The following is a 6,668-nucleotide window of genomic DNA, read 5'->3' as shown; positions in this document are numbered from 1 at the left end:
AGCCAGTTTAAAACCAAAGGTTGTCGGTAGTGCTTGCATGCCGTGAGTTCGCCCGGCCATAGGTAAGTATTGGTATTGTTTGGCTAATTTTTTTAATTCACATGCCACCAATTTGGTGTCACGTTCAATAATGGCAAATGATTGCTTAAGTTGTAAAACGGTTGCAGTATCGACAATATCTTGAGTGGTTGCACCATAATGAATAAATTGACCGGCTTCACCCACTTGCTTTTGTAAAGCATTAATTGTTGACATTAACGAATGCCGTGCAACGGCTGCTTCTTGGGCAATTTTCTCTAAAGATAACTTAGTCGCATTAGCTTTTTTGACTATCGTATTAGCCACTTGGGTCGGAATGACTCCAAATTCACCTTCGGCTTTGGCTAATGCAACTTCAACAGCAACTTGTTGCTCAAGTCGATTCTGTTCTGACCATATTGACCGCATTTCAGGAGTGCTAAAGTTATTTCCTAAAACTAAAAAATCCAAAACATGTGATGCCACAAAACAATCCTTAATCAATTTTTATTTATTGATTAATTATTGATAATAATTGTGTTATCGTCTAATAATCAGTTTTCCTATTGATATAACTAAATGGCATAAAAAAACCAATAAGCCTGTGGTTTATTGGTTAGTTTAGGATGATTAATTTGATATTTATTTTTTATAGTACTTTAACAATTGATTCGCAAAGTCTAGACATATTATCTAATGTCATACCAGCAACATTAATCCGTCCTGAGTTAACAATATAGATACCATAGTCGTTGCGTAATTTGAGTACTTGTTCTTCATTTAGACCACTAAATGAAAACATGCCATTTTGTTTAACAATAAAGCTAAAATCTTGACTAGCCCCTTTATCTTGTAAGGTTTTAACAAATAGTTGGCGCATACGGTGAATGCGTTGGCGCATATTGGTTAATTCATTAATCCATTCTTCTTTTAGTTCTTCATTATTTAAAATGTGAGAGACGATTTTAGCACCATGGGCAGGAGGATTAGAATAGTTAGCCCGAATAATCGTTTTTACTTGGCTAAAGGCTCGATCGGCAATTTCACTATTGGCAGCAATTAAAGTAAACGCGCCAACACGTTCGTTATAAAGACCAAAGTTTTTGGAATAGGAACTGGCAATGAGTAATTCAGGTTGATTTTGAGCAAAGAGTCTTAAGCCGTAGACGTCTTCTTCTATACCTTGTCCAAAACCTTGATAAGCAAGGTCAAATAATGGTAGCCAACCATTTTTTAAGGCTAGATCCGAGATAGCTTGCCACTGCTCAGGTGTTAGATCAATACCTGTTGGGTTGTGACAACAGCCGTGGAATAGCACTGCCTCACCTGTAGTAACAAGGCTTAAATCGTTCATCATGGCATCAAAATTAAGGCTGTGAGTTTCAGGGTTGTAATATTGATATTCACGAACTTCAAGCCCTGCTGTTTGAAATACACTGCGGTGATTTGGCCAAGAAGGGTTGCTTATCCAAACACGTTTTACCTTTGTTTTGCGAGCTAAAAAGTCTGCCATTATGCGTAAAGCACCTGTTCCACCTGGCGCTTGAGCTGTTCTTTCTCGCTCATTTTCGTGACCCAAAAGTAGCTGTTGGGTTGCTATATTAAATGCAATGTCACCATCAATTGGTAAGTAACTTTTTGATATTTCATTAGTTAATAAAAAGTGTTCGGCTTTTTTTACACTTTCTAAAATAGGTGTTTTGGTCGTTTCATCTTTATACACGCCCACGCTAAGATTGATTTTATTGGCGCGTTCGTCGTTGTTGTAAAGATCGGCTAGTCCTAAAATGGGATCGGCTGGAGCTGCTGTTAAATATTCAAACATAATTCACCTATCTGATCTAATGACTTTTAGCGCATTATATACACATTATTTTGTAAGTTACAATTTTGATAATGACAATCTATTAAAAAAATTTTAAATAAATTATCCTTATTTTTTAGCATGCTATTTTTTAACAATTTGCAACAAGTTGCTGTAAAAATTGTGGTAAATCATCTGCTAATACTGTTAACTCTCCAGTAATAAGATCTTCTTTTACCACTTCACCTGTTAGGTTATTTAAGCTAATGATTTCGGTACTTTCATCAGTCGAGGCAATAAATACCGTTGGTGTAAGCCGTAACTTTTTTTGTTGTGATAGATGAGCAATTAAATTTTGTTCTAAATTTGAAAAATCATCATCATTCCAAGGCTGAATTAAAACTAAATTAATGTTGTTAAACTTAGCTGTCATATTGCCTGCATATTGTGTGCCATAAAAAACATGGCTACTAGGGTGTAGCGTAATGCCAACAAGTTGTTCAACGATAGTTAAGGATCTTGGTGGCGTTAATAAAAAAGGTTGCCAATATACAGTTAATTGTTCCGTTTTTAGAATGCAAGGTGAAGGTATAGCGTGTAGTTCTTCACTTTGTGGTGCATCGTCAAATTGCTCGATCCAACGCGAAGTAAAATCAATTAGGGCAGTTTTATCTTGGATATCCATAAGGTGATTTTGTCTCTTATTGCTTTTATTAATAGTTATTATACTAATTAAGATAAAAGGTGCACCAGTTTATTAACACCTTATTTTTAATTAAAAATGTAGGAACTCTTCGTGCTATTTACAGTAATTTGAAAACTACTGTAATAAATATCCATAAAAAAAACAAAATTAACGCCTTATCGCAGACAAGCGATAGAGTGCTGATAGCATAAAGAAAAGTAACTGTTACTTATTTGGCTCAGTGCATTATGGTTGCCAGACCATTTATAACGTGCTAAAAAAAGCCGACGGAAGTTTTTTGTCCCTTTAAGTAGTAAAAATGAACGTTATAAAACCATTCGTTAGGGTGTTAACTATCTGATTAAAATATAAAATCTAATTGAAGACAAATTAAAAGGGCAAGCTAAAGGCGATAACAAAACTTATCCAAGCAAAATACTACGGGTTGATAGCAAAGATTTACTTTTACTGAAAAATCAAACGAAGCGGCAAACTAGAGAATATCCACCTTTTTTATCTATTTGATTTTTATGATTTTATACATAAACGTAGTACACTCCTGAAACTTTTTAACAAAATTTATACTGTATTGATTTATTTAGATAAACTGTGTGATAACCGGCATATCAAGCAAAAATCACCTTCCCAGAAATTAATGGAAAAGCCGAAAGCGTGATACGAACTTTAAATGGAGTTGCGGCATAACCAACCAATATTTAACGATTCAAAAGAGAGAAAACAAAAGCTCAACGTTTTGATTAATTTTTATCATACGGTTAAACCACATAAAGCGATTTTAGGAAAAACGCCTTATGAGTTTTTAGAGAGCCATTTTAATCGTGCAGTATAAACAATAAGAAGTAACTCGTTAGCCGGATGTAAAATAGTGCGCTTAATTTACTTGCTATCCTTTGCTGAAACGTTAATAATAAGCAGTGATTTTTTATCCTTGTAATGCAGCAATGGCGTTAGACATTACAATTTATCAGAAAATAAAATAGCGTAAGTAGAGTCATTATCATTAAATAATATGTTTATTTTAAACAATTATATGAAGTTTTAGTTTGTCAACTAAAGTAGATAAGTGAACTGAAGTTTACAAATTAATTATAACAATAATATGAATTAATTATATAATTAATGGTGGTTCAAAAATTGTACAAAGGTTTTGAGTATCATGATGATCTAAAACTTTGTATAGATATTGTATAAACAATACTGGATTCACATAAAATAATAACAAAAATAACATAAATAAAATAATGAATGCTGTATTGAGCTTAATTAAGTTTCGTTATTTATCATTGTTAAAATATTCATTTATTATTAATAATAAGATTCTGCCTATAGTTAATTAAGATTAATGAAGAGTGTAGAATAATGAAAAGAATGCTAATCAATGCAACCCAGCAAGAAGAACTGCGTGTTGCGCTTGTTGATGGCCAACGCTTGTATGATTTAGATATTGAAAGCCTTGGGCATGAGCAAAAAAAAGCCAATATTTATAAAGGTAAAATTACTAAAATCAATCCAAGCCTAGAGGCTGCTTTTGTTTCTTATGGTGGCGAGCGTGATGGATTTTTGCCGTTAAAAGAGATTGCGGAAAGTTATTTCCCATCTAATATTTCAGGCCGTCGTAGTATTAAGCATCTACAAGAAGGCCAAGAAGTTCTTGTTCAAATTGAAAAAGAAATCCGCGGGAAAAAGGGCGCAGCTTTAACCACCTATATTAGTTTAGCAGGTAGTTACTTGGTGTTGATGCCTAATGACCCTCGCGCTGGCGGCGTTTCGCGCCGTATAGAAGGTGAGGAGAGAGTCGATCTTAAACGAATTATTGATACGATTGAAAAACCCAAAGGTATGGGCGTTATAGCTCGAACCGCTGGTGTTGGTAAAAGCCAAGAAGAGTTGCAACAAGATTTAGATGCATTAGTTAATTATTGGACAGCAATTTTAAACGAAGCTAAAAAACATCCTGCTCCAAGTTTAATTCATAAAGAAAGCGATATTATTACCCGTGCGTTCCGTGATTATTTGCGTGATGATGTGGGTGATATTTTAATTGATAATCCTAAAGTACTTGAAATTGCTAAAAAGCGTTTAGCTGATTTAGGACGTATTGAGTATGTTAGTCGCCTTAAACTTTATGAGAGCGATGTGCCTTTATTTAACCATTTCCAAATTGAAGGACAGATTGAATCGGCATTCCAACGAGAAGTCCGTTTACCATCTGGTGGTTCAATTGTTATTGATACAACTGAAGCACTTACAGCAATTGATATCAACTCGGCTAAGTCAATTCGTGGTAGTGATATTGAAGAGACAGCCTTTAATACCAATCTTGAAGCTGCTGAAGAAATTGCACGTCAATTACGTTTGCGTGACTTAGGTGGATTGATTGTTATTGATTTTATTGATATGACACCTGTTCGTAATCAGCGCGAAGTTGAAAATCGTTTAAAAGAAGCAATGAAAACCGATCGTGCACGTATTCAAACTACGCGTATCTCACGTTTTGGTCTGCTTGAAATGTCACGCCAACGTTTAAGTCCTTCATTACGCGAAGCGACGCATCATATTTGTCCTCGCTGTCAAGGTACAGGTACTGTTCGTGATAATAATTCATTATCTCTTTCTATTCTTCGATTAATTCAAGAAGAAGCGATGAAAGATAATACTGTGCAAATTGATGTTATCGTTCCAGTACCTATTGCGAGCTATTTACTCAACGAAAAACGTCGTGCGATTACCAATATTGAACGGATGCATCCAGATGTAAAAATTGTGATTGCTAGTGATGAAAAAATGGAAACGCCGCTCTATAAAGTCATTCGTAAACGTGCAGGTGAAGAGACTGATGTGTTGAGTTATAATCTTCCAAAACTGATTCGTGAACTTGAAGAAGAGGAAGAAGAACAAACTGTTGAAGTGATTGTTGAACAAGCGGCATTGTCTGGCCCTAAAGTCGAAGTATCGGTTGCTACAAAAGAAAAAACAGATTCAAAAAACAAAAAGTCAGAAGGTTTTTTTGGTGGGTTATTAGGCAAATTACGTAAATTATTTGTCACAGAAAAAGCAGAACCTGAACCAGAAGTTAAACCAAAACCAACTAAAAGACGAGATCATCAACGTTCAAATAATCGACGTCAGCGCAATAACCGAAACAATAGTGCCACTAACAACACTAATGTTGTTACAACAACGGGTAATATTGATGAAGCTAAAGAGCAAAGTAGAAATAATAATCGCAGAACTAAACAAAATAGTGTTTCAAATACTAATTCGTCAAGTTCAGCAAATAACCTAAAATCAGATAAAGTTGTTGAAGAAATAGTACAACAAAAGCAACGAGAAATTAAACCAAGGCGCCAACAACGCACATTAGCTAAAAGTGTCCGTGTAAAAAATACTGATACAACAGTGCAAGCTCAAGAAGAAAGAGTAATTATTCCTTCTTTATTGGTACCAATTATTGTTTCTAAACACACTCAAGACAATATTTTATCTGAAGCTCAACCAAAACGTCAGCGTCGAACATCAAGACATTTACGAATGAATGGCCAGCGTAATAAACGCCGTGTTCGTAGTGTAGAGCTAAAACAGTCGCCAATGCCATTAGAGTTTGCTGCAGCATCATTAGAATTAGCATTAGGTCGCGTTGTTGTTGATTACAGTCAAGTAACAAACGGTGCTCCAAATATTGTGACACCTGTTATTCCTTCACTTTTACTTCCTGTTATTGTCAAAAATGAAGAGGACGTAAATGGCCACAGCGCTGATATTGTCATAGTTGATGAGGTGTTTAATAATTCTACAAATGCTCAAGAAGATCTTAAAAATGGCGAAAAAAATAGCAACGAGGTAAATTTAGGAGTTAATGATTTTAAATCAATAGGTTATTCTTCATCAGCAATGGCTAAGGCTCCCGCACCAGAATATGTGACTTCTGATATTGGGGTAAAACCACGAGAGGAATCAGATTATTGTTTTGAAGGTAAAGGTAATGCTGGTGGTTTAAGTGCGCAAGATCATGCATATGCCGCAGCAAGTAAACCGGTGATACCGGATTAATCAATAGATAAATCAAAACACGGTGATATTTTTATGTTGCCGTGTTTTGTTTATTTATCATATCAATAAAGATAAACAATGATTATCTAT

At 34.9% G+C, this 6,668-nt stretch carries 5 protein-coding genes; 2 read left to right on the top strand and 3 right to left on the bottom strand.

Features of this window, described 5'->3' with window-relative positions:
* The 3 genes from A9G35_RS03650 to syd form a co-directional block, all read right to left on the bottom strand.
* Positions 1-504: lyase family protein (locus A9G35_RS03650; protein WP_255305938.1), on the bottom strand; the 504-nt coding region annotated here is incomplete at its 3' end.
* Positions 505-667: 163 nt separating this feature from the next.
* Positions 668-1,843, bottom strand: coding sequence for an amino acid aminotransferase (locus A9G35_RS03645; RefSeq protein WP_065635719.1), 1,176 nt, complete (start codon positions 1,841-1,843; stop codon positions 668-670).
* 130 nt (positions 1,844-1,973) lie between these two features.
* On the bottom strand, positions 1,974-2,507 hold the full coding sequence (gene syd / locus A9G35_RS03640; RefSeq protein WP_065635718.1) for a SecY-interacting protein: 534 nt from the start codon (positions 2,505-2,507) through the stop codon (positions 1,974-1,976).
* A gap of 688 nt (positions 2,508-3,195) precedes the next feature.
* On the opposite strand from syd, the gene A9G35_RS13390 reads away from it, so the two are divergent.
* Positions 3,196-3,357, top strand: a complete 162-nt coding sequence (locus tag A9G35_RS13390) for a hypothetical protein (protein ID WP_176701378.1) — start codon at positions 3,196-3,198, stop codon at positions 3,355-3,357.
* A gap of 530 nt (positions 3,358-3,887) precedes the next feature.
* Positions 3,888-6,578 (top strand): ribonuclease E, encoded by a 2,691-nt coding sequence (rne, locus tag A9G35_RS03635; protein WP_065635717.1) that lies wholly within the window; start codon positions 3,888-3,890, stop codon positions 6,576-6,578.
* Positions 6,579-6,668: the final 90 nt, after the last annotated feature.

The organism is Gilliamella sp. Choc5-1 (assembly GCF_001690595.1).
GTDB classification, from domain to species: Bacteria; Pseudomonadota; Gammaproteobacteria; order Enterobacterales; family Orbaceae; genus Gilliamella; species Gilliamella apicola_M.
The sequence above is the reverse complement of the archived record's forward strand: the minus strand, read 5'-3'. Positions and strand labels throughout refer to the sequence as shown.